Origin of the sequence: Amycolatopsis roodepoortensis, assembly GCF_024628825.1 — a bacterium.
Taxonomy (GTDB): domain Bacteria; phylum Actinomycetota; class Actinomycetes; order Mycobacteriales; family Pseudonocardiaceae; genus Amycolatopsis; species Amycolatopsis roodepoortensis.
In genome coordinates, this window is the sequence record NZ_CP102415.1 from 8,110,117 (window position 1) to 8,134,677 (window position 24,561).

At 66.6% G+C, this 24,561-nt stretch carries 17 protein-coding genes, 1 tRNA gene, 2 pseudogenes and 1 CRISPR repeat array (1 of these 21 only partly in view); of the genes and pseudogenes, 12 read left to right on the plus strand and 8 right to left on the minus strand.

Features of this window, described 5'->3' with window-relative positions; translation table 11 throughout:
* Positions 1-14: 14 nt before the first annotated feature.
* The gene (locus NQK81_RS39115; protein ID WP_192741251.1) at positions 15-479 is read right to left on the minus strand and encodes an Asp23/Gls24 family envelope stress response protein; all 465 of its coding nucleotides are present in this window, start codon (positions 477-479) and stop codon (positions 15-17) included.
* A gap of 246 nt (positions 480-725) precedes the next feature.
* On the opposite strand from NQK81_RS39115, the gene NQK81_RS39120 reads away from it, so the two are divergent.
* From NQK81_RS39120 to NQK81_RS39135, 4 genes are all read left to right on the plus strand, one after another.
* Entirely contained in the window at positions 726-2,168 is a 1,443-nt protein-coding gene (locus NQK81_RS39120; protein WP_257485472.1) for an alpha/beta hydrolase, read from the plus strand.
* Between the two features lie 10 nt (positions 2,169-2,178).
* Positions 2,179-3,699, plus strand: coding sequence for a sensor histidine kinase (locus tag NQK81_RS39125; protein ID WP_257485473.1), 1,521 nt, complete (start codon positions 2,179-2,181; stop codon positions 3,697-3,699).
* A complete protein-coding gene (locus NQK81_RS39130) occupies positions 3,696-4,349 on the plus strand; it encodes a response regulator (RefSeq protein ID WP_257485474.1) in 654 nt (217 codons plus the stop codon). Before NQK81_RS39125 ends, NQK81_RS39130 begins: the two co-directional genes overlap by 4 nt.
* 63 nt (positions 4,350-4,412) lie before the next feature.
* Positions 4,413-5,612, plus strand: a complete 1,200-nt coding sequence (locus NQK81_RS39135; protein WP_257485475.1) for an alkaline phosphatase — start codon at positions 4,413-4,415, stop codon at positions 5,610-5,612.
* Positions 5,613-5,661: 49 nt separating this feature from the next.
* Here the strand turns inward: NQK81_RS39135 and NQK81_RS39140 are convergent, their stop codons facing one another.
* Positions 5,662-6,273, minus strand: a complete 612-nt coding sequence (locus tag NQK81_RS39140) for an ANTAR domain-containing response regulator (RefSeq protein ID WP_005157321.1) — start codon at positions 6,271-6,273, stop codon at positions 5,662-5,664.
* Positions 6,274-6,445: 172 nt separating this feature from the next.
* Here NQK81_RS39140 and NQK81_RS39145 point away from each other — a divergent pair.
* Positions 6,446-6,519 (plus strand) — tRNA-Leu (locus NQK81_RS39145).
* Between the two features lie 155 nt (positions 6,520-6,674).
* Here the strand turns inward: NQK81_RS39145 and NQK81_RS39150 are convergent.
* The 3 genes and pseudogenes from NQK81_RS39150 to NQK81_RS39160 all read right to left on the minus strand — a co-directional run.
* A pseudogene (locus NQK81_RS39150) lies at positions 6,675-7,324 on the minus strand (site-specific integrase); the annotation flags it as partial.
* A gap of 27 nt (positions 7,325-7,351) precedes the next feature.
* The gene (locus NQK81_RS39155) at positions 7,352-8,761 is read right to left on the minus strand and encodes a hypothetical protein (RefSeq protein ID WP_257485476.1); all 1,410 of its coding nucleotides are present in this window, start codon (positions 8,759-8,761) and stop codon (positions 7,352-7,354) included.
* Between the two features lie 399 nt (positions 8,762-9,160).
* Positions 9,161-9,439, minus strand: a complete 279-nt coding sequence (locus tag NQK81_RS39160; RefSeq protein ID WP_257485477.1) for an AAA family ATPase — start codon at positions 9,437-9,439, stop codon at positions 9,161-9,163.
* 211 nt (positions 9,440-9,650) lie between these two features.
* On the opposite strand from NQK81_RS39160, the gene NQK81_RS39165 reads away from it, so the two are divergent.
* A complete protein-coding gene (locus NQK81_RS39165) occupies positions 9,651-9,836 on the plus strand; it encodes a hypothetical protein (protein WP_257485478.1) in 186 nt (61 codons plus the stop codon).
* Here NQK81_RS39165 and NQK81_RS39170 read toward each other — a convergent pair.
* From NQK81_RS39170 to NQK81_RS39180, 3 genes are all read right to left on the minus strand, one after another.
* Positions 9,821-10,483 (minus strand): hypothetical protein, encoded by a 663-nt coding sequence (locus NQK81_RS39170; RefSeq protein WP_257485479.1) that lies wholly within the window; start codon positions 10,481-10,483, stop codon positions 9,821-9,823. The two genes, NQK81_RS39165 and NQK81_RS39170, sit on opposite strands and share 16 nt — an antisense overlap.
* Positions 10,484-10,539: 56 nt before the next feature.
* A complete protein-coding gene (locus NQK81_RS39175; RefSeq protein WP_257485480.1) occupies positions 10,540-10,827 on the minus strand; it encodes a hypothetical protein in 288 nt (95 codons plus the stop codon).
* A 66-nt stretch (positions 10,828-10,893) separates the two neighbouring features.
* The gene (locus NQK81_RS39180; RefSeq protein ID WP_257485481.1) at positions 10,894-11,127 is read right to left on the minus strand and encodes a hypothetical protein; all 234 of its coding nucleotides are present in this window, start codon (positions 11,125-11,127) and stop codon (positions 10,894-10,896) included.
* Between the two features lie 408 nt (positions 11,128-11,535).
* Between NQK81_RS39180 and NQK81_RS39185 the strand changes: the two genes are divergently transcribed.
* From NQK81_RS39185 to NQK81_RS39210, 6 genes and pseudogenes are all read left to right on the plus strand, one after another.
* Positions 11,536-17,715 carry a PA14 domain-containing protein gene (locus NQK81_RS39185; protein WP_257485482.1) on the plus strand — a complete coding sequence of 2,060 codons (6,180 nt, stop codon included), beginning with the start codon at positions 11,536-11,538 and terminating at the stop codon, positions 17,713-17,715.
* 108 nt (positions 17,716-17,823) lie between these two features.
* On the plus strand, positions 17,824-18,273 hold the full coding sequence (locus NQK81_RS39190; RefSeq protein WP_257485483.1) for a hypothetical protein: 450 nt from the start codon (positions 17,824-17,826) through the stop codon (positions 18,271-18,273).
* A gap of 200 nt (positions 18,274-18,473) precedes the next feature.
* Entirely contained in the window at positions 18,474-19,313 is an 840-nt protein-coding gene (locus NQK81_RS39195) for a GH25 family lysozyme (protein WP_257485484.1), read from the plus strand.
* Between the two features lie 469 nt (positions 19,314-19,782).
* Positions 19,783-21,411 carry an IS21 family transposase gene (gene istA / locus NQK81_RS39200; RefSeq protein WP_257485485.1) on the plus strand — a complete coding sequence of 543 codons (1,629 nt, stop codon included), beginning with the start codon at positions 19,783-19,785 and terminating at the stop codon, positions 21,409-21,411.
* Positions 21,408-22,225, plus strand: a pseudogene (gene istB, locus NQK81_RS39205) (IS21-like element helper ATPase IstB). Before istA ends, istB begins: the two are co-directional and overlap by 4 nt.
* The gene (locus tag NQK81_RS39210; protein ID WP_257485486.1) at positions 22,188-22,907 is read left to right on the plus strand and encodes an ankyrin repeat domain-containing protein; all 720 of its coding nucleotides are present in this window, start codon (positions 22,188-22,190) and stop codon (positions 22,905-22,907) included. The pseudogene istB and the gene NQK81_RS39210 overlap by 38 nt, the downstream one beginning before the upstream one ends.
* Positions 22,908-24,068: 1,161 nt before the next feature.
* Positions 24,069-24,561: direct repeats of the CRISPR family, unit length 28 nt; unit sequence GGACCAACCCCGCCTGCGCGGGGACGAC; it runs 22 nt beyond the window's last position.

Sequence of the window (24,561 nt, forward strand, 5' to 3'; positions counted from 1 at the left end):
ACCGGCGCCGGTGGTCACTGGACGCGGGTGGATTCGTTGTTCTCGTCGGCGTCGTCGTCGCCCGGGATGTACACGTCGGACACGTTGATGTTGACCTCGACGACCTCGAGCCCGGTCATCTGCTCGACGGCGCCGATCACGTTGCGGCGCACCGACTTGGCGAGATCCGCGATCGCGACGCCGTATTCGACGACGATCTGCAGGTCGACCGCGGCCTGGCGCTCGCCGACCTCGACGGAGACACCCTGCCCGGCGGACGCGGTGGCGCCGGGGATGCGCTCGCGCAGCGCGTTGAACGCCCGGACGGCGCCGCCGCCCAGCGCGTGGACACCGGTGATCTCGCGGGTCGCGAGGCCCGCGACCTTCTGCACGACGGTGTCGGCGATCGTGGTCACGCCCTGCGTGGAGACGAGCGCGCTGTTCTCGGCCGGGGCGGTGGAGTTCGAGTTCGGCTTGGCGGTGGTGGCGGTGTTCGTCATCGCGATCTCCTCGGTTCGGATTCCGTTGCCTGCGGTGGAAGTTCTTCGCTTCCACACTCCATAGACCCAGCCGCGCGAAGATCGTCACGACCCGATCGTGTGGTCTGGATCTCACCGATCGTGGGTATGTCTTTTGGCCTACTCCCCACGGCCGACTACGGTGCCGTCATTTCAGCCTGTCGAAGGTCGTGCGAGGACCGGGCGCCGCGGTTGGATCGTCCGGTGTCCCGAAGGCAGGAGTTACGCGTGAGCTGGAAGTGCCTGGTGTTGTCGGTCGTGCTGGTCGCCGGATGTACCACGTCGCAAGGAAGCCCGGCCCCGGTGGCCAAAGTGGACGAACCCGAGCGCGAGGCGGCCCTGTCGTCGTTCTACCGGCAGACCTTGGACTGGCGTCCCTGCGACGACTTCCAGTGCGCGAAACTGACCGTGCCCGTCGACTACCGGCGGCCGGACGGGCCGAGGTTCACCCTGCCGGTGATCAAGGCCGCGGCGACCCGGCCGGGGCCGCTCGGCACGCTCGTCGCCGGCGCGGGCGGCCCCGGCCAGTCCGGTGTCGCCATGATCAAGGACATCGCGGGTACCTGGCCCGCCGCGGTCCGGGAACGGTTCGACCTGGTCGGCTTCGACCCCCGGGGGATCGGCGGCAGCGAACCGCGGCTGCGGTGCGACACCGAGGGCGAGCCCGCTTCGAAGGCGCCCGACGGGCTGCCGCTGATCGGCGCGGAGGTCCCGAGCACCCGGCAGTACGCCGAGGCATGCCTGCGGGGCACGGGGGAGAACGTGCTGCGGCACCTCGGTACCGACGACGTCGTCAGCGACCTCGACGTCCTGAGGGTGGTCACCGGCCAGGAGAAACTGAACTACCTCGGCTACTCCTACGGCACGCGGATCGGGCAGCTGTACGCCGACCGGTTCCCGAAGAAGATCCGCGCCATGGTGCTCGACGGCGTCGACAACACCTATCTGGATTGGCGGGCGGACACCGTCGAGCAGGCGAAGGGGGTGGAAGACACGCTCCTCACCTACGCGAAACAGTGCGCCACCAGGACCGGCAAGCCGTGCCCTGGCCGGGACGAGACCGAAATCCTCGCCGCCGTGGACCGGGTACTGGCCAAAGCGGACAAAGCGGGCGACGGAAACGCGCTCAGGCAGGAGATCTCCGCGAAGCTCACTTTCCCGGCGGACTGGGCGGAGCTGTCCGGAATCATCCTTGCCGCCGATGCTCCCGCCGACGACTCGCCGGACGAACCGGCCGGCGAGCCGGAGCCCTCGGGAGACACGACCGACGCGCTCACCGTCGTCAACTGCCTCGATCGTGCCCATCCCACCGATCTGGCCGCCTACGAGGACGCCGCGCGCGAGCTCCGCCGCGTTTCCCGGCTTTCGCCAGGAACGGAGGCGCTCGGCTGCGCCTTCCTGCCCACCGGATCGGCTCCGTCGCGGACGGTCCGTGCCGAGGGCGCGCCGCCCATCCTGCTCGTCGGGACCACGAAGGACGCCGCGACTCCCTACGGCTGGGCGCGGCGGTTGCCGGAGAGCCTCAAGTCGGCGGTGTTGTTGTCCAATGAGGACGTCGGGCACGCCGTCTTCGGCGGCGGATCGTCCTGTGTGGACGAGCGGGTGAGCCGGTACCTGATCGATCTGACGCTTCCCGCGGCCCCGGCCCGCTGCGCCACCGGTCCCGTGTGATGCTGGGATCGTGAAAAGGACCGACCGGCGGTGGGGAACCGTGCTCGCCGAGGCGCTCCTGGCCGGGTTCGTCGCGGGCGTGACGATCTTCCTCGCCGATCTGCTGCCCGCGTGGGGCTGGCCGGAGGTGTTCTCCCCGACGGGGCCGGTGACGGCCGCGGTGATCGTCGGCGCCGTCGTGCTGACGCTGGCGCGCCGCCGGTTCACGGTGTCCGCACTGCTCGCCGCGACGGTGTCGTTCGGGTTGTTCCCCGCGACCGGCGTCGCCCTCGCGGTCGTCGCGCATACCGCGGGGACGCGCGGGCGGAAGTGGCCGCTGTTCGGTGTCGCGGCGCTGTCGCCCGCCGCGGTCGTATTGATCACCCAGCCCGCGTTCCGCTGGCAGTACGTCCTGGTGGTGATCGTCGTTTCGACGGTCTTCTGTCTCGTCCTGCCCGCGCTGGCCGGGGCGATGCAGGCGCAGCAGGCCAGGCTGGTGGTGGCGTTGCGCGACCGCGCCCGGCTGGAGGAACGCTCGCGCCTCGCCGAGGAGATGCACGACCAGCTCGGGCACCGGCTCAGCCTGATCACGATGTTCTCCGGCGCGCTGGAGGTCGCCGCCGAGGGCAAGGATCCCGAGCTGCGCCACGCCGCCGGCCACGTCCGGTCGACGGCCAAGCTCGCGCTCGAAGAACTGCGGGAGTCACTCGGCATCCTGAGGCCGGGAGGGGAACCGGCCGACCCCGCCGAAGCCACCGACGCAGCCGGTACGAAGGCGGATATCGCGGGCCTGGTGGCGTCGTCGCGTGACGCCGGCCTCGACGTGGAGCTGGACTGGAGCGGGACGGACCTCGACGGCGTCCGGCCACCGGTCCGCCGGGCCGTGCACCGTGTGGTGCGCGAGGCGTTGACCAACGTGCACAAACACGCCGCGGCGGCGTCGGTCACCGTCGTCGTCGACCATGGTCCCGAGCTGGTGAAGGTCGTGGTGCGCAACACCGCCGAGCGGGTCGAGGCGGAGCGTCTGCCCGGCACCGGTCGCGGGCTGACCGGCCTGCGTGAACGGGTCCGTCTTCTCGGTGGAGTGTTCGCGGCCGGGCCGGATCCGGAAGGTGGTTTCGCCGTCACGACCGAGCTGCCGCTGCGGGCAGGCGCGCCTCTCGTCGACGAAGTGGCCGAGGAGCGGCCAGGTCGCTTTCAGTCGGGGCTGCTGCTGGTGACGGGTCTGGCCGCCGTCGCCGCGTTGCTGCTGACGACACTGGCCTTCGTGCCGCCGCTCGCGCCGGCGGACAGCGAGGATCCGCTCGCCAGCGTCCGGATCGGGATGACCCCGGAAGAGGTCGAGGAGTGGTTCGGCCCGAACGAACCGTCGGCGCAGGTCGCCGCGCAGGGGCACGAGCCGCCGATACCCGAGGGCAGCTACTGCGTCTACACGGCGGCCGCCGATCCGCCCGACGCGGAGACCGCCGCGATCTTCCGGTTCTGTTTCGGCGACGACCGGCTGGTGGAGAAGACCTGGTTCGAGGTCCCCGTACCGAAAGAGGAGCGATGATCCGGGTTCTGCTCGCGGACGACGAGCCGCTGCTCCGTGCCGGCGCGCGGCTCCTGCTGGACCAGGCGGGTGACATCGAGGTCGTGGCCGAGGCCTCCGACGGCGCGGAGGCGATCGACGTCGTCCGGCGGATGACCGTGGACGTCGCGCTGATGGACATCAGGATGCCCAGGATGGACGGGCTCGCCGCCGTGGAGGAGATCGCCCGCGAGGTGCGGGTCATCATGCTCACCACGTTCGGGGACGAGGCCTACGTCGCGCGTGCCCTGCGCGCGGGTGCGGCCGGTTTCCTGCTCAAGGACACGGATCCCGCGCAGCTGATCCAGGCCGTGCGGTCCGCGGCCGCCGGGGAGGCGGTGCTGTCACCCCGGATCGCGAAGCAGGTCATCGACCGGTTCCGCGACGCCGACGCGGCCGACGCCGACAGCGTCGCGCGGGCGAGGCGAAGGCTGGACGCGCTGACCGCCCGCGAACTCGAAGTCCTGGTGCGGGTGGGGCGTGGGCTGGGCAACGCGGAGATCGCGAGTGAGCTGCGGCTTTCGAGCGGCACGGTGAAGATCCACGTCAGCCGGATCCTCGCCAAGCTGGGCTGTGCGAACCGGGTCCAGGCCGCGATCCTCGCCCACGACGCGGGCATCCTGCGCGGCTGAGCGGGCCTCTGGCCTCCACGCGGCTTCTCTGTTAGGAAAGGTTCCTAACTAACGGGAGGCGATATGCGCGGACGTGGTCTGGCGGCGGCGACGGTTCTGGTGGTCCTGTGCGGTGGCTCGGCCGCCGTCGCGGACACCACGACCGCGCGCTCGGCACACAACATCATCTACATCCAGGGGGACGGCCTGGGCCTCGGCCAGCGTGACCTGCTTCGCCTGGCGCTCAAGGGCAAGAACGGCAGGCTGGCGATGGACGGGCTCGCGGTCACCGGCCTCGTGCGGACGTCCTCGGCCGACCCCGGCGAGATCGTCACCGACTCCGCCGCCGCGGCCACCGCCCTCGCGACCGGGCACAAGACGCGCAACGGCGCGGTCGGCGTGGACGCGCACGGGCGCCCGCTGGAGACGATCCTCGAACGGGCGAAACGGGCGGGGAAGTCGACCGGCCTGGTGACGACCGCGCAGGTGACCGGCGCGTCGCCCGCGGCGTTCGCGGCGCACGTGCCCAGCCGGGACTCGCAGAGTGACATCGCGAAGCAGTACATCGAGAACAGCCGCCCGGACGTCCTGCTCGGCGGCGGCGAGGACTGGTGGTACCCGAAGGGGAATCCCGGGCTCTGGCCGGACAAACCGGGCGAGGAGAGCCGCAGCCCGTACGGCAACCTGGTCGAACGCGCCCAGCGCACGGGTTACACCTACGTACGCGACGGCGACGAGCTGCGGACCACCCGCGCGAACCGGATCCTCGGCCTGTTCGCGAACGAGGACATGGTCGACTACGGCCCGGACGGTGTCGGGAAGTACGCGCCGCGGGTACCGCTCCAGCAGATGGCGCGCAAGGCGCTGGACACCCTTTCCAAGAACCCGCGCGGTTTCTTCCTCTTCCTGGAGGAGGAAGGAACCGACGGGATGTCGCACGAGAACAACGCGCATGGCGTGATCGACGCGGGCCGCGCGCTCGACGCCACCGTCGCCGAGGTCATGCGGTTCGTCCGCACGCATCCCGACACGCTGGTGATCATCGGCGGCGACCACGAGACCGGTGGGCTCGCCATCGAGAACTACGACGCCTCCGACACCGACCAGGACGGCCCGTTCGACGTCCCGGGCTCGAAGCTCCGCTTCACCGTCGACTGGACGACCCACGACCACACCGGATCCGACACCCCGGTCACCGCCGAAGGTCCCGGCGCCACCCGTTTGGGTGGCACCGTCGAGAACACCGACGTCCACTGGGTGATGCGGGCCGCAAGCGGCCTCTGAACCGGGAAAGGCCACCTCCGGCGACGGAGGTGGCCTTCACGGATGCCGGTCAGCCGATGCTTTCGACGACGGCCTCGGCGACCGCCTTCATCGTGGTCCGGCGGTCCATCGCGGTGCGCTGTATCCAGCGGAAAGCGTCCGGCTCGGTGAGCCCCTGACGGCTCATCAGCAACCCCTTGGCGCGGTCGATGACCTTGCGCGTCTCGAGCCGGTCCGTGAGGCCCGCGACCTCGGACTCCAGGGCCTGGAGCTCGGCGAACCGGCTCACGGCCAGCTCGATGGCGGGCACCAGGTCGCGCTTGGCGAACGGCTTGACCAGATACGCCATCGTGCCCGCGTCCCTGGCCCGCTCGACGAGGTCGCGCTGACTGAACGCGGTCAGGATGACGACCGGCGCGATCCGGTCGCCGGTGATCTTGGAGGCGGCCTCGATACCGTCGAGCTTGGGCATCTTGACGTCGAGAATCACCAGGTCGGGCTTCAACTCGGTGGCCAGGTTGATGGCCTGCTCGCCGTCCCCGGCCTCACCGACCACCTCATAACCCTCTTCACGGAGCATCTCGACGAGATCCAGACGGATGAGGGCCTCATCTTCGGCCACGAGCACCCGCCGCTGGGGTGCGGCGACGGCACCATTGGCCTCGGCAGCCTGCTCGGTCACCGGGGTCCTCCTGAAGGTCGTCGGGCAGTTCGGCTCGCGGTCTGTCCGCGAACCTGAAGCCTACCGGGAACGATCCAGACGGCTAGATGGCGTTCACCACGTCAGACGGGCATCACACCCCGGGCCCGGCGAAAGGCGCGGACCCGTGATCCCGTAAAGTTCACCGGGCACCGCCCCCGTAGCCCAACTGGCAGAGGCAACGGATTCAAAACCCGTCCAGTGTGAGTTCGAATCTCACCGGGGGCACGCAGAAAGACCAGCGAAAACCGGCCCCTCACCAGGCAAAACCAGGTGAGGGGCCGATGTCGTGTTGTCCGGCTGTATCCGGCTGAAACCGGTGTCCTACGGGTGGCCACCCCCATTACGCCCCCAAATTTCGCGGCACGCGGCATCAGGCGGCGTCATTGGTCCTCGCCCATGCCCTCCGTCCAGCCCAGGGCTTGCTCGATCCGTTGGTGGGCGGCGGATTCCAGCCCCGCGATCACCTTGGCGTAGATCTGGTGCAGCACCGCCACGGAGTGCCCGGCCCATTCGGCGCACTGGGTGGACGGGACGCCGCTCGCCAGCCACGTGGAGACGCACGCGTGCCGGAGGTCGTACGGCCGCCTGCCCAGGGCGAGGCGTATTCGGCCTCAGTGAGCACTGCCCGTCGCGCGTTGTCCCAGATTCTTGCGATCGTCGACTCAGCGAGATCTCCACCGACAAGACTCCGGAACAGCCTGCCGTCCGCCGCCACCCCGTGCTCCGCCAGGTGCGCGTGCAGGATCGCGGTGAGCGGCGGAGGAGACGGCGCGGTGCGAATCTCGCCTCGCCCGCGCTGTTTGAGCTGCCGACGGTCACGCCGGCCACCGGAATCGGTCCACGCGGCACCGGCGATCGGTGCCGTCTCGGACAGCAGCAGTTCACCCCATCCACGTTCCGGCAGCTGGAGGTCTGGTTTGGACAGCATGGCGGCCTCTTCCGGCCGAAGCGCCGCGTAGTACATCACCGCGAAGAACGCCTTGAGCATCGGGCCGGACGAACGCCGCGGTGCTGTGTCGACCTTCTGCGCCCCACTCCGCGAGGTGGCCTGTGCGGTTCATGCGGGTCCTTCCTGCGGTTCGGGGATCGCTTCGAGCGGTCGCCCTTCGCTCTTCAATATGCGGAGCGCCATGACCGCTCCATCGCCATCCATGGTTATGATTCCCGTCCAGTCCCGCTGTACCGCCGCCCAGCGCCTCTTGCACTCGGCGACCACCTCCGGCATCTTCTCCGCGTAGGCCCGGGCGCCGTCACCCGTCTTGAGGATCTCGTGGAGTTCTTTCGGCATCGCCGAGAAGACCTCGACTCGCTCACGTGCGAACCGGAAGACGTGGTCGGTTCCGACGAATACGATCCCGCCGAGTTCGACGCGGACGTCACATTCCGCGTTGACTGCCTGCGGAGAGTGATCGGCGCCCAGTCGTCGTTGCTGCCGCACGGTCAGGTACTTGTACGCGTTGTCGCGATCGCCGACGAAAGTCAGGAGTGCTGCAGCGCTTGCGCGGACCAACACCCGGGAGAACCACTCGAACCTGTCCGATGTGATGTGGAATCCGGGGCGGCTCGAGGTCTGGCCCTGTGCGTCGACGGTTTGGATGTCCGGGAAGAAGTTCTCTTCCTGCACCGGGCCGTACGGGTCGGGAGGGGGCTTGCCTGGTTCGGCGAGTACACCGCCGCCCGCGGGATCGAGCAGGCGTATCTCGATCCCGCCTTCCGCGACGAAAGCCGTCGACATCAGCAGGCTCGGCAGCGGATCGGCACTGCCGCGCCCATCGCCGAGTGCGATCACTTGGACCCGCTCGGCCGAGGCCATCAGCTGACTGTGCTGCGCGCTGGGCTGACCGTGTGACCCGCGTCCGTCGACCAGCGCGATGCGCAAGGGCTCACCGGCTTTCCTGCCGACGAGAAAATGCCCAGGTCTGCTCCGTCGTGTGCCCTTCGCCTCCGCACCTTGACCCCGCAGTGCCCAGCCTGCGTCGAGTGCGAGGTCCACGTCGACGGGCTCGAAACGGTACCCAGGATGCCTCCGCTGCAAGATCTCCCGCGCCGCAGTCAGCGCGAACGCTGCACCGAGTTCCTGCGCTTGCACGCCCTTGCGGTGATACCTCGGGTCATGTCCGTCGGGTGAGAGTGCCATCCGGCCGCCAAGAGCTTCCAGCGTGGTGAGGTAGCGCAAGCAGTTCCAATGCTGGGAGAGGCCGCGCGACGGGTTCTGTCCGGACAGCGTGGTCGCGCGGCCAAACGTCTGCAGCAACTCCCACGGCGTGATCGTGAAGCCGCTTCGGTGTTCGTCCGGAGGGACGGGCTCGAGTTCAGGCTTGCGCAGCACCTCCGGTTTTTCGTCTTTGGAACGCTTCTCGTCTTGTTTCGCGATGTAGCGGGCTACAGCTCCGGACAGCTCTGCGGTGGAGTGAATCGCCACATGAGAGCTCTGCAAGAGCTTTTCCAACGCGTCTCTGAGCTTCATGGTCTTCCCGTCCCCTCGTGCGTCCGCCGTGATGCACCGCTTTCCAACTCACCGGATTTCCCGGAGTTTGTCTGCCGCCTGAAGGATGACGATCCGCGCAGGACAGTTGACGCTGCGTAGGCCTTGTCCGGTGAACAGCGGAAACCGTCCGCTCAGCTGCTTTCCACGCCATTCGTTCGGCCCAGCTGGTGATCACTACCGTGCCTGTCCGCACTGCTCCAACAGACTCGCCACATCCTGCGGGCTGGTCACGTTGTCCAGCACGAGCAGCCAGTCCTCGTGGGTTGCCAGCCACCGCACCCCCAGTGCACTGCGTTGCTCCGCGGGAAGTTCTCTGGTGGCGGGCTGGAGGGTTTCGGCGAGGTCGGTGTCGATGGCGGAGGGGGAGTCAGCGGTGATTCACCATCGGAATGCGAATCGGTCGGCGTGCAGGTGCGCGAATCGGGCCGCCAGCGTGCTCTTGCCCACCCCGCCCAGGCCGTACACCGCGACCACCGTCGCCCGCCCGGATTCGCTGAGCACCTCGTCGAGCTGGTCCAGCTCATCGGAGCGGCTCACGAACAATGCTGTGTCGAGAGGGATCCGGGACACGCCCGGCACCGCATGCACTGACTCGATCGCGGGCAGCGGAGCCTGCGTGACGGTGTTGTAGTTGTGCTGGGTGTTGTGGTCACCCACCTGCACGCCCTTGTTGCCGTGCAGCAGGACCCGCTACTTGCGAAGAACTCCGCACCTACGGAAGTGATCTTGGGTCGGCGACCCGTTCGGAGCAGGTGGACCTTCAAGTAGCACTGAAGGGTTCGCGTGGCGGCCCACGTAAGATCGTCAGAACTCGGGTCAAGGGGAGGTTCTTCAGACGAGTGGCCCTTTGAAGCGAGCCTCGGACGTCGTGATCGTGGTGGCGATCCTCTGGGGCGCCTGCTTCTTGATGACCCTGCCCTTCGCCGTCAGCGATCTTGGTGCCTCGCTCGTCTTCGCCACTGTCTTGGCGGCGGTAATCCTCTTCGTCGGAGGAGCGGGCAGGCTGATGAAGCGAGGCCTCGACGCGAAGAAGCGGCGTCAGTCGGGAAACTGACGCCCGTCGGCAGGTCTTGAATTTTGCCGCCAGCGGCCGTGAGTCGATGTGGTGGGGTCGAGTACTCCGCGGTGAGGGATGAAATGTTCGCCACCGTCGTGCTCCTGCCGGTGCCGGGTAGGCAGTATGCGGGGCAGGGGAAGAATGAGGAGTGCGAAGAATGCCAAGCCGGCTAGTTCGACGAGGAATTTGGTTTCGTTCGGTACGAATTGCAGGTTGAGCGCGAGGTAGAGGAAGACCAGTACGCCGGTCAGCAGTCGGAGCGCGTTGGTGCGTTGGTTGTCGAGCGTGATGGCGACCAGTGCGATGACGAGCGGGGCGAGCATGACGAAGACTCGCTGGGTGTCGGTGGCCACCATGCGTCCGGCGAGGCAGCACAGGATGAGCCAGCCGCCGGCGACGAGAAGTTCGTTGCGGGGACCGTGTTTGCGGTACTGGTGGTAGAGGCCGTAGGCGAAGAGAAGCCAGAAGAAGTGGAAGGTGTCGAACAGCGCGGCGTGTTCCCCGCGCTTGTTCGACGACAGTGCGAAGTAGATATTGGAGAGCAGGCCTTTGTTGGCTTGTCCGGAGCCGAAGCCGTAGGTGCCGCCGATCAGTGACTGCGCCCAGAGGCGGAACGCGATGTAGGCCACGGCTGCGATGAGCACGGCCACGATCCCGGCGAGGACCTGCCGGTCGCGGAGTGAGCGGGTGCGGGTCCAGGTCAGCAGTGGTAGAGCGGCGCGAGGAGGAGGGTGGTCTCCTTGTTGATGGCGCCGAGGATGACGACGGCGGTGAACCAGACCAGTTTGCGCCGGAACAACAGCCACAGTGCGACCAGGTAGAGCAGGTTGTTGAGCGGGTCGACCAGGTACGGGTTGCTGAAGGCGTAGGGGTCATACCAGAAGGTGCTGCCCAGCGCGATCGCGGCGAGCGCCGAGGTGAATGGCTGCAGCTTGAGGTGTTTCCGGCAGAACTCGAAGAACACCACGGTGCAGGCGAGTGTGATCACGAAGGTGAAGCCGATCCACACGGTGTCGAGCGCGAGGCCGGAGATCTTGCCGCCCAGGTGTACCAGCTAGGGGCTGAGCATCCTCAGCGCGAAGGGGTTGTCGACCTGGGCACCGGTGTGCTCGGACATCGCGTAGTAGTTCACCGCGTCGCCCCACGCCTTCTCGTGCGCCCGCAATTCCAGGGGGGCGTAGGAGATGAGGTTGATCAGCGACACGGTCGTGAGGATGAGATACACCACTACCCGTTGCCCGGTCGTCGTGAGACGGGTGTCCGAATAGTGCGAATCGGTTGCGATCACTTGTCTGAGGATAGACAGACGTCCACGTATTGGTGATGCGGGTGAATCGAGGCAAGTTTTGTTGAGTGATTTGCTATCACTTTGGCCAAAGTGTCCCTTTTCGTATAACGGAACGGTGACGGTCGACATTCACCACGTCGAGCGAGGTAACAACCGCGTGAGGTGAAGACGATCAAGCTTGAGGACGAAAGCCCGGGGGCTTTCGCCCAGCCCACCACGCCACCGACACCCCTCTCAGGGGTTCGTTGTCGTGTCCGTATATCGCGGATGGGGTCCGCCTGACCGCGGGCCCGGTGCGGATCGGGATTGGTACGGCTTCACAAGAGCCGTGCATGACGAGGGGAACCATCGGTGCTCTGGATGTCGCGCGCCGCGCGGAGATCGAACGCCATCAGAACAATGACTTTCATGCTGGTCGCCGTGGTCGGCATCAGCGCTGTCGAGGCGGTGTCCGCCCCGCCTCGCGCGGCCGCGGCTCCCGCTCCGATCAGCCCGCGGGATGTTCCGGTGCTGTCGTCGCAGCCGCCCGCGGCCGTGGCGCCGAATGCCCCGAAAGCAGGTGACTTCGCTGCTCAGGCCCGGTTGGACGGGGGAGCGGGAAGTCATTTCGACCCGGCGAGGTCGAAGCCGGTGTCGCGGTCGATGTTCACCACCGAGTACCTCAACCCGGACGGCACCCATTCGGTACGGGAGTCGACGCAACCGCTGAACGTGCAGGACAAGGCCGGCCAATGGCAGCCGGTGGACACCACGCCGGACACCGACGCGGTGACCAAGCGCGCCGATGTGGACAACCATCCACTGAGCCCCTCCCTCGCCGGGAAGGCCAACGATCCTTCCGTGCTGCAGATCGAGTCGGCCGGGCACACCGCCAGCCTCGCGCTCGACCAGGCCGCCCCCGCCGCCGCGGTGGTGAAGGGCGACTCTGTGACCTATCCGGAGGTTGCTGCCGGTACCGACTTGGATTACGAGGTCACGCCTGGGGCGGTCAAGGAGACCATCAAGCTGAAGCGGCCTCCGGCCGACGGGCGTTCCTCGTGGCGTTTCAAGCTCACCACCGGTGACCTGACGCCCAAGCTGGACGCGCAGTCCAAGGCGGTATCGCTGCTGGACAAGGCCGGAGCGGCGAAGTTCGTGCTGCCGCCGATCGAGACCTGGGACTCCGCCGGGCATGGGGAGACCGCCCCGGCGATGACCGGTGGTACCTACACTCTCGAGCAAACCGGCTCCGAGTGGTGGCTCACGGTCGCTGTCGACGCGAACTGGCTGAAGGACCCGAAGCGGGTCTACCCGGTCTCGATCGACCCCACCTTCACCTATGGCGTGCAGTACTCGTTCGCGTTCCGTTCCGATGGCTCGAAGTGCACCGACTGTGGTCTGCGGATCGGTAACAGCCAGGCCAACGGCGACACCTACAACCGGTCGGTCGCGCACCTGGACTATTCGCCGCTGTGGGGCAAGACCGTCGTCGGCGCCACCCTGGATCTCACCCGTAACACCAGCGTCGTCGGGTCGGTTAAGACCTGGAACGCGAACCTGTACCACGCGTCGGACAACAACTTCAACGGTGTCGGCCCCTACCTGGCGTCCGCGCTCGTCGGCGACGTCGGCTCTTTCTCCAGCACGGCGTTCACGAACTTCCTGCGGGACCGCGTCAACGCCCGCGACATCAACGTGTCGTTCATGCTGCTCGGCGCCGAGAACCCCGGCACCTGGACCTACAAGAACCTCAACGCCACCCTCACCGTCGACACCGGCTCCGCACCGCCCGCCGCGGTTCTCGCCGGCCCCGCCGACGGAACCGTCTCCACCTCGCTGACCCCCACCCTCGCGGTCAACCCGGTCACCGACCCTGACGGCGACCCGGTCAAGTACTGCTTCCGCGTCGCGACCGGTGCCGACGCCAAGTCCGGCGTCGTGGTCGAATCCGGCTGCCTGACCACCCCCACCTGGACGGTCCCCGCCGGGATCCTGCAGGACGGTGTCGCCTACACCTGGCAAGCCCTGACCTACAGCGGAACCACCACCACGACACCTACGTGGATCGGTCACCTCAAGGTCGACCAGCGCATCGGTGACCACGGCCCGTCCCCTGTGGACACCGCCGGTCCGGTCAGCGTCAACCTGGCCAACGGCAACGCGTCGGTTTCCGAAGCCGGGCCCACGTTCACCACCGTGGGGGGAAACACCGGTCTCAACTTCACCTACAACTCCCAGCAATCGGAGAGTAAAGGCCTCAAGGCTTCCTACTTCGCGGACCTGTCGCACAATGGCCTGATCAGCGACGCGCAACAGCCGGTCTTGGTACGCACCGAGCCGCAGGTGAACGTCGACTGGGGGACCGACTCGCCCTTCGCGCCTGCCTTGTCCGCGGACTGGTTTGTCGCCCGCTGGGAGGGCTTCTTCCAGGCTCCCGCAACCGGTACTTACCAATTCGCCGGGGTGCACGACGACGGCGCGGTCGTCTGGGTCAACAACGCCAAGGTCTACGACGTCGGCACCCCCAGCGACGTGAACTGGACCCAGGCCACCAATGTCTCCCTCACCGCGGGGCAGCGGGTGCCGATCAAGGTCGAGAACGCGGAAGCCACCGGTGCGGCCAAGATGCGCCTGTTCGTGCGTACGACCGACAACACCACGGTCACCCCGCAGATCGTTCCTGCGGATTGGCTCTACACCAACGATCTCTCGACCATGCCCAAGGGCTGGACGGTATCGGTCGACCTGGACGGTGACGGAGCCGGCTACACCGAAGCCAAGGTCGCCGATCAGACCATCGTCTTGACCGACGCTTCCGGGGCCAAGCACACGTGGACGAAGAAGAGTGCCGGCGGCTACACCCCGCCCGAGAACGAGAGCGGGATCCTCGCGCTCGACACCGGCGGCAGGATCACCTTGATCGACGGCGGCAGTGTCTCGGTGTTCCGCGCCGACGGTAAACTGGAAAGTCAATCCGCCGTCGTCGACAGCCGGAAACCGGCAACGCTTCAGTACGTCTATGACGGCGTACCGTCGCGGCTGCGGGAGATCAAAGATCCCGTCGCGCAGCGCTCGCAGACCCTGCATTACAACCGGTCCGGAGACGACTGTTACGGCGGTGCCGGTGTACCGGCAGGAGCGGACACGCTTGCTCCCGCCCAGATGTTGTGCCGCGTCAGTTACTGGGACGGCACTGAAACCCGCCTGTGGTACTCCCAAGGCCGACTTACCCGTATCGAAGATCCGGGCGCCGAGGTCAGTGACTACGGCTACGACGCCACTGGACTCATGATCACGCAGCGTTCCTCGCTGATCAACGACTGGATCGCCGCGGACCCGGCGAACCGGTCCGGAGCGACCGACATCCGCTCGGAAATCAGTTATGACACCAGCTCCGGCAAACCGAAGGTGTCGGGAGTGCTGGTACAGGCACCCTCTCCCGGGCAGGCTCGCCCACAGCGCGGGTACACCTACGACGCCGCAAGCAGGTCGACCACCCTGTCCGTCGCCGGGCTGAATCCTGCTACTGGATTCTTCTCCAAGGTCACCTACGACGACGCCGACAGGCTGCTGTCCACCGTCGACGCCACTGGCAAAAGCACCGGGCAAACCTGGAACGCGAAGGACCAGAAGCTGACGTCGACCGACCCTGCTGGCAGGGTCTCGACAACCGTCTACGACCATGCCGATCGACCCACCGACGTCTACGGCCCGGCGCCCGCATCGTGCTTCGCGGCGCAGTTGCCCACCGCCGCTTGTGCCGGAACCGTGACGCACACTCACACGGGATTCGACGAGGGCTTGCCAGGACTCTCGGCCGCCTTCTACGACAACCCGACACTCACCGGCGCACCCAAGGCCTTTACCACAGGTATCGGCGGCGCGGGCGGAACCATCAAGAGTTCCTGGGAGTACGGCAAGGACGTCACTCCTGGTCTCTCCAGTGACGTGTTCTCTCTGCGGCTGAACGGTGAAATCGTCTTTCCCACCGCAGGCGACTACAAACTGCGAGCGAACGTCGACGACGGCATCAGGATGTGGATCGACGACCAGTTGGTCATGGACTACTGGCAGATCAGCGAACCGGCCTGGCGCGAGGCGACCGTCCACAGCGACAAACCGGGACAAGTCAAGAAAATCCGCATCGACTACTACGACAATGGCGGGTACGCCAAGCTGGACCTAAACTGGACCACCCCCTCGGGAATCCAGGAACTCGTCCCCGGCAGCCAGTTGCGTCCGCGCTACGGACTTGCCACATCCACCGTCACGTCGGAGTCCGACGGCGTACCCGACAAGGTGAGTACAAGCCAGTACAACCAGAACGGCCTCGACGCGGCGTACGGTCTCGCCACGAGTTCCACCACCGGAAGCGGCGGCGCACAGCTGACCACCGGCACCGGCTACGAGGCTCCGGGCACCGGCTACCTGCGTGCCACGAAGAAGACCATGCCCACAGGCGCGGTCACCACGATCGCGTACTACGGAGACACGGAAGCCCGAAGCAATCCGTGTGCGGTGGGAAGTCCGGCGATCAACCAGGCCGGTATGGCGAAGACGACCACTTCCACTGCCCCGGCGAATGGCCAGCCCAGGGTCGACGAGCAGGTCTACGACGCATCGGGTCGTATCATCGCCAAAGCCGTTTCGGGCGACTGGACGTGCAATACCTACGATGCACGTGACCGCCTCATCACGGTCAAGACACCCGCGAATCCGACCGCCGCCGAACGCACCGTCACGAACAACTACGCGGTCGGCGGGGATCCGTTGACGACCTCGGTCGCCGACAACGCAGGCACGATCACCACGCAAATCGACCTGCTGGGCCGGGTGATCTCCTACACCGACGTCCACGGTGTCCGAACGGCCACCGGGTACGACCTCGTCGGCCGGGTCACCGAACAGAAGACCTTCCCTGCCAACCCCGCTGACGCCGTGCAGGTCACAGCGGACACCTACGACGACGCGGGCCGGTTGCTGAGCACCAAACTCGGTAATACGGTCCTTGCCACCACGGCCTACGACAACGCCGGCGAGCCGGCGAGCGTGTCCTACGCCAACGGAGCCGCGCTGACCTCCATCGGCAAGGACGAGGCCGGCAGGCCTGTCTCGCTGACGTGGAAGACCAGCGACAACAAGACAATCACCTCGCAGGTCGGCAGAACCCGGGCCGGCACCATCGTGGACGAGTCTTCAGGAGGAGTCGATCCTCGTCCGAACGGGCCGAACTACGTCTACGACGCGGCGGGCCGCATGGTCGAAGCCTATGTGCCAGGGCACCACTACACATACGACTTCTCGTCCCCCGCCCCCGTGACTTGCCCCAGCGGTACCCAGGGCAACGCAGGGCTCAACACCAACCGTGTCCGGTTGCTGGACCAGACCGCCTCGGGCACTGCCGAGACCGGATACTGCTACGACGGCGCGGACAGGCTGCTCGGTACCACCGGGGCGCTTGCGATCACCTCTGTCGGCTACGACTCCCATGGCAACACCACCCAGTTCGCGGACAGCGCCGGGACGACCTATCTCGGATGGGACTCCGCCGACCGCAACATCACGGCCCGGACCACCGGGGCCGACCGGGCGGACCTCTCCTACGGTCGCGACGCGACGGACCGCATCACTCGCCGCAGCGTCACACAGGGAGACAATTCGGGAGATCTGCTCTACTCGTACACGGCGAACGGTGACGGAACCGACCTCACACTGGCTCCGGACAAGCGTCTGCTCACCCGTTCTATCACCTTGCCGGCCGGTGTCCTCTACACGGTCAACTACGCGAACAGCGCCCCGGTCGAGAGCTGGGATCTGCCGTCGGTCCGAGGCGACATCATCGCCAGTTGCGACAACTCGGGCAAGCAACTCGGGGACTTGAGGAGCTACACCCCCTACGGTGAACCGCTGAACACCACGGGTGCCGTCAACAACGACGCTGTGCCTGACAACCAGCCAGGTCAGATGGACTACGGCTGGCTCGGACAGCACCAGCGACCTTACGAACACGCGGGATCGCTGGCGCTCGTACAGATGGGCGCACGGCCCTACAGCCCGCTCCTGGGCCGGTTCCTCTCCGTCGACCCGGTCGAAGGAGGATCGGCCAATGACTACGAATACGTGCTGGCCGACCCGATCAATAAACTGGATCTAGACGGGCGTAACTGGTTCACGAACGCCGCTAGCTGGGTCGGCCAGAAGGCCACCCAAGCCGCGACTTGGGTTTGGAACAACCGTGGCACCGTCGCCACGGTCGTGGCCACCGGAGCCTGCCTCGTGCCTGCGGTCGGCTGGGGTGCGTGCGGTGCCCTTCAAGCAGGTGCTCTCGCCATTCGCGCGCAGCAGCGTGCGCAGCAAGGCGGCGGATGGAAGGCCACCTGGAAGGCCAACGTCGGTGATGCGCTGTTCACCGCCGCGACCTTCGGCACAGTGGGCGTCGGTGCCCGTCTGGCGAAGTTCGGGAGGATCAAGGCCTGGCGGCAGCCCAAGATCTACACCAAGACGTGGAAGCGCATGCGCTGGTGGCACAAGGGCGTAGTCGCTGGTGCTTCCGGTGGGGCGCAAGGATTGAAATTCTACGGCTGCCGGGTATACCGCCGCGGCTGCTGACAGCTGTGCCAAGGTCGGGGTGTCCGGAAGCGTTGGCCACCGGACACCCCGACGGCGCGGGTGTTAACGTCCACCTACGCATAAATCCAGTCAAGGAGCAGTCCGGAAATGTCGGAACAGGGCCGCAAGTCAGAGGCGGCGAAGTTCAGGTCTTCGTGGAACCTGGTTCTTGTCCTTGCCGGGCTGGCCTTCGCGGGCATCGGAGCAGCCCTGATCGCCAGTGGCTTCGACACGGCGTCAAAGGTCATCGGTTTCTGTGTTGGGATCGTTGGCCTTTATGTAGTGGCGGTCGGCCTCCGCCGAGGGGTCGTCGTTGACGAGTCCGGGATTGTCGTGCGGCAGGGCTTGCGGTCCTCAGGGCCTATCCCGTGGGGGCAGATCGCATCCGTCGACGCGAAGAAGACCAATTACCTTCTGGTGTGGCTCTGCGTGCCAGTGCTTTCGCTGAACGATGGTCGTTCGATTGAACTTCACCCGCTGTCCTACTATCGCATAAGGCCCGACCGGGAATCGGGTTATTTGAAGCGGATTTCTGAGCTTCTCGAAAACAGTCGCTGACTGTAATTCATCGTATTGTCGAGCATTTTCGTTCATGTTTCCACTCTGTCAAAAGAGTGATGATCAGTGTGGCTATAACGGCGGGTGAAAACCCTCGTCGGATAGGTAGCTGGGTTGATCAAGCAGGATTTTCGACATTGACAGCGGCAGGGTCATCGACTTGAGAGGTTTCGATAATGGTCAACTTGAGACGTGCGAGAGTGGCAGCAAGCTTGACGTTGGCCTTGCTCGCCGGACAGGTGTCTGTAGAGGCCGCGCAGGCATCCGCGGCGGACGCCTTGGCTCCAGCACATCCAGAGGCGGACTACATGGGTTCGTCTGTTCCGAGTTTCGAGCGTGCGGCCAAAGCCTGGCCGTCGGCGGCTTCGGTGAACGCTGTCGCGCCGGAGGGACTGCCAGGCCTTGACGTCAGTCACTACCAGAACAGTGTGAACTGGCCCGCGGTGGCGGCGAAGGGTGCCAAGTTCGCCTACATGAAGGTGACGGAGAGCACTACCTATCGCGATCCGACGTTCGCGGCGAACTACGCGGGTTCGGCGAACGCGGGCCTGAAGCGGGGTGCCTATCACTTCGGCCTGCCGGACAAAGCATCGGGCGGGGACCAGGCCAGGTTCTTTCTTGCGAACGGCGGGGGATGGGTCGGCGACGGAAAAACTTTGCCGCCGGTGCTGGATATCGAGTACAACCCCTATTCGACCGTGGACTGGGCGGGCTGGTGTTACAACCGTACGCCGGAGCAGGTCACGGCCTGGCTCACGGATTTCGTCACCACGGTGCACGACAGTGTTGGTCGCTGGCCGGTGGTCTACACGACCCGTGGCTGGTGGAACCACTGCACCGGCAGTAACACGACCATTCCGGCCAATTCGCCGTTGTGGATCTCTCCGGTGTCCTCCGACGCCGGCGGGCCACCCGGAATGCCCGCGGGCTGGACCGCGTACACCTTCTACCAGTGGGCCAAATCGGGCACCTTCCCCGGCGACCAGGATGTTTTCGCCGGTACAGCCGCGCAGCTTGCCGCTTTCGCCGCTGGCCCTTGAAACCTGCCAGAAATATCAGCTGAGTGATCAGCGGCCTACTTCGGGCTCACGCATCAACAAAGCCCACCGACGGCAACCCAGAAACCACGGGAAAATCGTTGGTGGGCTTTGTTTTCTCACGGTGCGCCATCAGGGGCTCGAACCCAATGGTCAGAGCCGGTGAAACTCCGTGTCGGATGGTGTCGAGTGATGCCGGGTTCTGCCGCTTGGTCCAGCTGGGGTGAAGGGTCGCGTTGCCGGGTGTGCGGACGATGACGGTGGAAAATCGGCGCAATCCTGATCGACATGCTGACCGCCAATGACGTCACGCTTGTTGCCGACAAGGCTTAGTGGTTTTGTCCGCGTGATGTGACCGCGAATGTTCGTCTGTTGCGACCGCGGCCGGTGCGGTTGCGAAGTTGGTGTTCGTGAGATTTGACCGCGGGTGAACCCTTGCAGTGGGCGGCTACGTGTGCATGGCGGAGCACGTATGTCCCCACTGTCGAAGGTAGAGCTCTACGCGGCGATCCGCCGGGACGCCCGGGCTGGTATGTCCGGGCGTGCTTTGGAGCGGAAGTACAACGTCGGCCGACGTACGGTGGTCAAGGCGTTGACGTCGGCGTGGCCGGAGCCGAGGAAGAAGCCACCGCCTCGCCCGTCAAAGCTGGACTCGTTCAAGTCGGTGATCGACGAAATCCTGCGCGCTGATCTGGATGCGCCGCGGAAACAGCGGCACACGGTGAAGCGGATCTTCGACCGGTTGATCGACGAACACGCCATGGCCGACGTGTCGTATCAGGTCGTCCGCGCCTACGTCGCGATCCGCAAGCCTGAGATCCGGACCGAGGTCGGCCGCGGCCCTGCCGAGGTGTTCATACCGCAGTCGCATCGGCCGGGGCAGGAGGCGGAGGTCGACTTCGGTGAGGTGGCCGTGCGGCGGCGCGGCACGCTCGTGACGTGTTTCCTGTTCTCGCTGCGGCTGTCCTTTTCCGGCAAGGCCGTCCACAAGATTTCCCTGTCGGGTGGACAGGAGGCGTTCTTCGAGGGGCACGAGCATGCGTTCCGGGTGCTCGGTGGTGTCCCGCTTGGCCAGATCCGCTATGACAATCTCAAGGCCGCGGTCGTCGCCCAGGTGCTGGGGTTCTCGCGGCAGCGGGTGGAAACCGAGCGGTGGACCGCGTTCCGGTCGCATTGGGCTATCGAGCCCTTCTACTGCCAGCCCGGTTCGCAGGGCGCGCACGAGAAGGGCGGGGTCGAGGGCCAGATCGGATGGTTCCGCCGCACTCACCTCGTCCCGGTTCCCGAGGTTGGCTCGCTGGCCGAGCTCAACGCCTGCGTTGACGCTTGGGACGTCGCCGATGAGACCCGCCGGATCGGGGCGCGGCCACGCACGGTCGGCGAGATGTTCTCGATCGAGGCGCCGCTGCTGCGGCCGTTGCCGGACGAGCCGTTCGAGATCGGCCGCTGGTTCACCCCGCGGGTCGACCGGTTCAGCCAGATCAGCATCCGCACCAACCGCTACTCGGTGCCGGTTCGGGTGATCGGGCGCCGGGTCCGGGTGCTGCTGCATGCCTCCGAGCTGATCGTGTTCGACGGCCGCACCGAGGTCGCCCGGCACGAACGGCTGCTGGCCAAGGCCGGCAGCCGTCTCGAGCTGGACCACTACCTCGAAGCGCTGGTCCGCAAGCCCGGCGCATTGCCCGGGGCGACCGCCCTCGAGCAGGCTCGCGCGGCGGGCAAGTTCACGCCGGTGCACGACGCCTGGTGGGCCGCTGCCCGCAAGACCCACGGCGACCGCGACGGCACCCGCGCGCTGATCCAGGTCCTGCTGCTGCACCGGCACATGACCCACGAACACGTCGTCGCCGGTCTGGCCGCGGCGCTGCGCGCCGGCGCTTTGACCGCGGACGCGGTCGCGCTCGAAGCCCGTAAGGCCGCCGACACCGACATCACACCACCGTCGGCCTCCGACCGGGTCGTCCCGGCCGCGGCGGTGGCCTCGCTGACCGAACGGCGGCTGACCCAGCTGCCGCCCGACACCCGGCCGCTGCCGTCGGTGGCGATCTACGACCAGCTGCTGCCCAGCCACCGAACTCCCAGAGAAGGGACAAACACATGACCGCTCAACGCCATCGCGGCCTGACCGAGCAAGCTGCCGACGCCGCAGTCGATCAGGCCTGCCGCCTGCTGCGCCTGCCCACCATCCGCACCCAGTTCCCCGACATCGCCGAGGCGGCGACCCGGGAGCAGATGTCCTACCGCGGGTTCCTCGCCGAGTTGCTCATGGCCGAATGCGACGACCGAGCCCGTCGCCGCTCCGAGCGCCGCATCAAAGCAGCCGCGTTCCCGCGGGAGAAGTCGTTGCGCGCCTTCGACTTCGAAGCAAACCCCAGCGTCGACCCGGCCGTCATCCACACTCTCGCCACTTGCGAATGGGTCAAGAAAGGCCTGCCGCTCTGCCTGATCGGCGACTCCGGCACCGGCAAGTCCCACCTGCTCATCGCACTGGGCACCGAGCCGCGATGGCCGGGTTCCGGGTCCGCTACACCCTGGCCACCAAGCTGGTCAACGAGCTGGTCGAGGCCGCCGACGACATGGTGCTCGCCAAGACCATCGCCCGCTACGGCCGCGTCGACCTGCTCTGCATCGACGAGCTCGGCTACATGGAACTCGACCGCCGCGGCGCCGAACTGCTCTTCCAGGTTCTCACCGAACGCGAAGAGAAGGCGTCCGTCGCGATCGCCTCCAACGAAAGCTTCGGCGGCTGGACCAAAACCTTCACCGACCCACGGCTCTGCGCCGCCATCGTCGACCGCCTCACTTTCGGCGGCAACATCATCGAAACCGGCACCGACTCCTATCGCCTCGCCCACAGCCGAGCCCAGGCAGAGGACCATGACCAGCAACGCTCCAAGCCCGCGAAGCGGCGATGACACCTTCGACCTGATCGATGAGGCCTTGGCCACCCTCGCTGAACGCCGCCGCTGCTGGCTCGGCGACGACCTCGCCACGATCGCCCTGGTCGTTAGCCTGATCGAACAGGCCGAACGATTTCTGCCGCAGCTAGTGCACGACGCACGAGCCAGCGGCAGCGCCTGGCACGAGATTGGCCACGCCCTCGGCACCAGCCCCGATGACGCGCAGCTCCGTTTCGACCCCGGGACACCGATCGCGGACAGCCGCTGGCCTCACGAGCACAGGTCGAGATCGCCGCAACCCAGCGACTTCTCATCTGCCTCGGCCGGATATCGTGCGACAGAACCAGCATCGATCTTGCAGAGGCACGCCATGTCCTGGTCACCAGCTCACCAAGCCATCGAACTCGAAGACCTACCCCGGCTACGAGACCTCCTCGATGCCGGTCACGACATCGAGGACGACAACGGCGACGGCTGGACCCTTCTCCGCCACGCCATCGACGTCGAACACGACGGTCACATCCAGACCGGCGAGCCGCTACACGCCGACGCTACCGCGTTCCTGCTCGCTCGCGGGGCCGACCCACTCCGGCGCTGCAACGGCATCCCGGTCGTCGAGGAGGCAGAAAGCCGCGGGCATTGGCTCGCCGCCGAAATCATGCACAGCTGGATCAACCGAGGACACCAGCCGCCCTAGCCTCACCAGCGCGGTCAATTCCCACCAACATTGATCATGAACTCGACCCGCAAGTGCGGTCACAACCCACGAACATCTGCGGTCAACTCAAACAGTCATAGCCAGACAATCTAAGGTTCGCCGAGGTGAGTCACGACAGCCGGACCTGGTTCCTGATTTCGACGGAGTTCAAGTTCTACGCGATGCTTAGGCAGCACAAGTGCTCGCTGACCACGACGCAAGAGTCCGATGCACGCTGAGGCCGCTCTTGGAGATCGCTGTGTGAGCAAGACGAAAGCGGTAGTGCCGAGGATCCCGACCACGACGGCATCGCCCGCCCCGTGATCGCGCTGCGCGAGGGATCTCTCATGCAGAGCTACATCCAGCCGGCGGACCTACCTTCGGCACGCTGGAAGAGCGCTACCGTGCACGTCGGCGCCAGAGGCGCCGTTCGATCGCTACCCAGCTGAGGCTGGATGCGAACATGCGTTCTACCGTTTGTGGGGTTGCGTGGTCGGTCGGTACGTGACGCGGAGTCAAGGAGGTGGATGAGCTGGGTTGGCTGGTACGGGAGCGTGTCACTGGGCGTGAGTGGCGTGTGGAGACGAGTGACATGGCGTGGGAAGCCCGGGGCTATGACCTTGGGCGCTTTGAGGTCCACGTCATTGATGAACGAGTGGTGGGCGCTCCGGATGGTTACCCCGACCTGAGGTCTTTCGAGAGCTTCATTGAAGGTCGTTGAGGCGGTCGCAAGGGAGCAGTGACGAGACTTGTGCCGTTCGGCGATGGTGGCACAGGCGGGTTACGGCTGCTGCGGTGTTGCCTGACGATGCGGTGCGGTGACGTCTGGCTAGGGTCGTGGGAACCCGCCCAGTCGCGAGGCAGCCACGTTCGCATGGGGAGAACCTGAGCTTGCGTGCGGTAAGTGACGCGGCCGGCGGGCCAGTCCCGCTCGCGCGGGGAGAACAACGTCAGGGTGACTGACCGGCCGAGGATGCCCGGACCACCCCGTTCGCGCGGGGAGAACTTCCTTACCTCGCTGGGATGCGAGGTCCGGTAGGGGCTAGCCCCGCTTGCGCGGGAACGACCTCCTGAACGAAACCGCGGCATCCCACACGCGGGGCCAACCCCGCCTGTGCGGGTGACGACGCCCGCCTGGATAACGCGAATCTGTCCGGCGCGGGACCAACCCCGCCTGCGCGGGGACGACGCTAGTGGCGTCGGACTGGGCGGGGTGATCGGGGGACCAACCCCGCCTGCGCGGGGACGACAGATCGAGACGCGGCAGCGAGCCGCGCAGTTCCGGACCAACCCCGCCTGCGCGGGGACGACTCGGACCGGAAACCTGCTGGGCGTCCGGGACCGGGACCAACCCCGCCTGCGCGGGGACGACGAAGCGGGCCGGTCACCGGACGTCGTGCTCGCGGGACCAACCCCGCCTGCGCGGGGACGACGCGGCGCCTTCGGGATTGTTCGGGCCGCTCCACGGACCAACCCCGCCTGCGCGGGGACGACACGGAGAGGTTCGTGCCCGGTGCGCACGGCACGGGACCACCCCGCCTGCGCGGGGACGACGTCGCGATGCCGGGCTGGGAACACGATGCCACGGGACCAACCCCGCCTGCGCGGGGACGACTCACCGCCACGCACCGTCACCCACGAGACACCGGGACCA

What these genes read in the sequence shown, in the direction of transcription:
- NQK81_RS39115 (WP_192741251.1), bottom strand. Translation starts at nt 479, where the DNA reads ATGACGAACACCGCCACCACCGCCAAGCCGAACTCGAACTCCACCGCC.
- NQK81_RS39130 (WP_257485474.1), top strand. Translation starts at nt 3,696, where the DNA reads ATGATCCGGGTTCTGCTCGCGGACGACGAGCCGCTGCTCCGTGCCGGC.
- NQK81_RS39135 (WP_257485475.1), top strand. Translation starts at nt 4,413, where the DNA reads ATGCGCGGACGTGGTCTGGCGGCGGCGACGGTTCTGGTGGTCCTGTGC.
- NQK81_RS39155 (WP_257485476.1), bottom strand. Translation starts at nt 8,761, where the DNA reads ATGAAGCTCAGAGACGCGTTGGAAAAGCTCTTGCAGAGCTCTCATGTG.
- NQK81_RS39185 (WP_257485482.1), top strand. Translation starts at nt 11,536, where the DNA reads ATGCTGGTCGCCGTGGTCGGCATCAGCGCTGTCGAGGCGGTGTCCGCC.
- NQK81_RS39190 (WP_257485483.1), top strand. Translation starts at nt 17,824, where the DNA reads ATGTCGGAACAGGGCCGCAAGTCAGAGGCGGCGAAGTTCAGGTCTTCG.
- istA (WP_257485485.1), top strand. Translation starts at nt 19,783, where the DNA reads ATGTCCCCACTGTCGAAGGTAGAGCTCTACGCGGCGATCCGCCGGGAC.
- NQK81_RS39210 (WP_257485486.1), top strand. Translation starts at nt 22,188, where the DNA reads ATGACCAGCAACGCTCCAAGCCCGCGAAGCGGCGATGACACCTTCGAC.